At 73.2% G+C, this 1,544-nt stretch carries 5 protein-coding genes; all 5 read right to left on the bottom strand.

Features of this window, described 5'->3' with window-relative positions; all coding sequences use genetic code 11:
* On the bottom strand, nucleotides 1-143 hold a 143-nt coding region (locus KME75_RS47375; protein WP_219420454.1), incomplete at its 3' end, for a relaxase domain-containing protein.
* Nucleotides 140-517: a hypothetical protein gene (locus KME75_RS41465; protein WP_308283519.1), complete on the bottom strand. Its 378-nt coding sequence runs from the start codon at nucleotides 515-517 to the stop codon at nucleotides 140-142. The genes KME75_RS47375 and KME75_RS41465, both read right to left, overlap by 4 nt.
* Complete coding sequence (locus KME75_RS41460) at nucleotides 514-945, bottom strand: hypothetical protein (protein WP_246633824.1); 432 nt, start codon at nucleotides 943-945, stop codon at nucleotides 514-516. The genes KME75_RS41465 and KME75_RS41460 overlap by 4 nt, the downstream gene beginning before the upstream one ends.
* On the bottom strand, nucleotides 946-1,155 hold the full coding sequence (locus tag KME75_RS47370) for a helix-turn-helix domain-containing protein (protein WP_219420451.1): 210 nt from the start codon (nucleotides 1,153-1,155) through the stop codon (nucleotides 946-948).
* Between the two features lie 42 nt (nucleotides 1,156-1,197).
* Nucleotides 1,198-1,425, bottom strand: coding sequence for a WhiB family transcriptional regulator (locus tag KME75_RS41450; RefSeq protein ID WP_308283518.1), 228 nt, complete (start codon nucleotides 1,423-1,425; stop codon nucleotides 1,198-1,200).
* Nucleotides 1,426-1,544 lie beyond the last annotated feature (119 nt).

The raw sequence follows: 1,544 nt of genomic DNA, 5'->3' as shown, positions 1-1,544 counted from the left end.
TAGAGCGCCCGCATGTCTTGGCCGTCCACCAGCCCCGTCAGGCCGAGCCGCTCGGCTCCGGCACCCCACCAGCGGCCCGGCGGCTCGCCCTCGGCGACCGCACCGGTGTAGTAGTTCTCCCGACCGGCCGCGACCTCCTTCAACCGACGGCGCGGGCATTGCCCACGCCGAGCGCGCCCAGCATGAACCGGTCGCGGCCCAGCTCGATCGCCAGATCGAGCACCACCAGCTCCGTGCGCGACGCCCCGGCCCGGTGGAACTCGCCGGCGTCGAACGCGGCTCGGACAGCGGTCCAGTCGATCCACCACAACCGGTCGGCGGACCGGTTCACACACGCCCGCAGGAACTCCGGGTGACGCGGCCACACCTCGTGCGCCAGCAGCAGCCACACCGCCACCTGCACGTGCGGGCCATGCCCCTCGATCCACCGGTACAGCCCGGCCACCACCCCACCGCCAGCGGTACCGCCGGCGGCCCGCAGCCGCGCGGTCCCGGCCGTCCTGGCCCGGGCGCTCACCGCGACACCTGCGGAGCAGCCGGAGCGTCCTCGACACCGATGTGCCCGATCGCCGACCAGAACTGGTTGGCATACCCGTCCGCCCAGGCCGCCGACTGAACGAGGCTGGACAGCTCCATGCGCGCCGTCTCCAGCCGGATCCGCGGGTCCACTGCCCGGGTGTCGTCGTAGACCACCCGCCCCACCGAAAGGCCGTCGGCGTAGCCAGTGGCCTGCCGGCTCAGCACACCGGCGAGTGCCTCCAACGCCCGCAGGGTCTCGACCATGAACCCGGCCAGCTCGTAGAACTCGCCGTGATCCGGCGTCGCGGCCTGCTGGGCGTGCACCACGCCCCGCCACGCCGCCGCACCCGCATCCGCGCGCCGGAGCACCTCCGACCGGCCGTCCTCATTCCCGCGCTCACCGCCCGGGTTGTTCATCCTGCTCATCTAGGATCGATGTCCTTCCGCTGCTCGTGTCCCTGCCAGGGCGTGTGTGTGGGAGATCAGGAGGGGAGCTCGGTGGCCGCCGCGGCTCCCCTCCGCACGCCGCCCACTCGTGGCGGCGCTCGTGCCGGTGTCAGTGCGGACCCGGGCCGCCCACCGCTCGGCCGTGCGCTCGGTGACGCCGAACTCGCGCGCGACCTCACGAACCGACATGCCGGCGCGGACCGCCGCCCGGCCCGCGGCCGCGACCTCGGCCTACGACCCGCACACCGGGCGCCCCGGCACCTCACGGCGCCGCCCCCGCCGGCGGGTCCGCTCGTGGCGGCGCTCCTGCTCCGTGAGGCCGCCCGCAACCCCGTAGGGCAGCGCCTCCAGCGCCCACGTCAGGCACTCCGCCCGGACGGGACATCCGCCGCACACCGCCTTTGCGACAGTGACCTGCACGTCGTGGATCGGGCCGTCCCCGCTGGCGGGGAAGAACACCTTTTTCTGGACTATCGGCGTGCATGGGTGTCCTGTGTTCGGAATTCTCATGGTTAGTTCCTTGGTGTGAGGTGTGGGAGGCCGAGGTTCGTCGGCGTGTTCCGGGCCTGGCGGTCGAG

It is taken from the genome of Pseudonocardia nigra, assembly GCF_019396355.1.
GTDB lineage: Bacteria > Actinomycetota > Actinomycetes > Mycobacteriales > Pseudonocardiaceae > Pseudonocardia > Pseudonocardia nigra.
This window is presented reverse-complemented; position numbering and strand designations above follow the sequence as displayed.